Origin of the sequence: Micromonospora mangrovicola, assembly GCF_047200535.1 — a bacterium.
Classification (GTDB): domain Bacteria; phylum Actinomycetota; class Actinomycetes; order Mycobacteriales; family Micromonosporaceae; genus Micromonospora.
The window spans coordinates 1-446 of record NZ_JBJZOG010000277.1 but is presented as its reverse complement, the minus strand read 5'-3'; the positions used below and the strand labels follow the sequence as shown (position 1 = coordinate 446).

Here is a 446-nt window from a genome sequence, read left to right as displayed (position 1 = left end):
GAAAGACATCCCAGGAGCTTGAATGTCAAGCAGCGGCCTTGTTGAGGTGGTGGGACCAGGCGGTTGTCTCGTCGTAGCGGGTGCCGGTTTTGAGGCATCCGTGGAGGATGCCGACGAGGCGGTTGGCGAGTTGGCGCAGTGCGGCGTTGTAGGTGGCGCCGCGGGCGCGTTGCCGGTCGTAGTAGGCGCGGGCGCCGGGCGAGGCCTGCAGCGACGTGAACGCCTGGGTCATCAGCGCGTCGATGAGCCGATCGTTGTGCACGAATCGGGCGGCGACGGTCTTCTTCTTCCCGGACGCGCGGGTGATCGGGCTGGTCGCGGCGTAGTTCTTGCGGGCCTTGGCCGAGGCGTAGCGGTTGTGGTCGTCACCGAACTCGGCGAGCACCCGGGCGCCGAGGATGGCACCCAGTCCGGGCTGGGACAGGATGGTCTCAGCGTCCGGGTGC

General features: G+C 67.9%; 1 protein-coding gene. It reads right to left on the bottom strand.

Translation table 11 applies throughout. The annotated features are described in order from the left end of the window. Positions 1-25: 25 nt before the first annotated feature. Positions 26-446: transposase (locus ACL02O_RS34460; RefSeq protein ID WP_412822365.1), on the bottom strand; the 421-nt coding region annotated here is incomplete at its 5' end.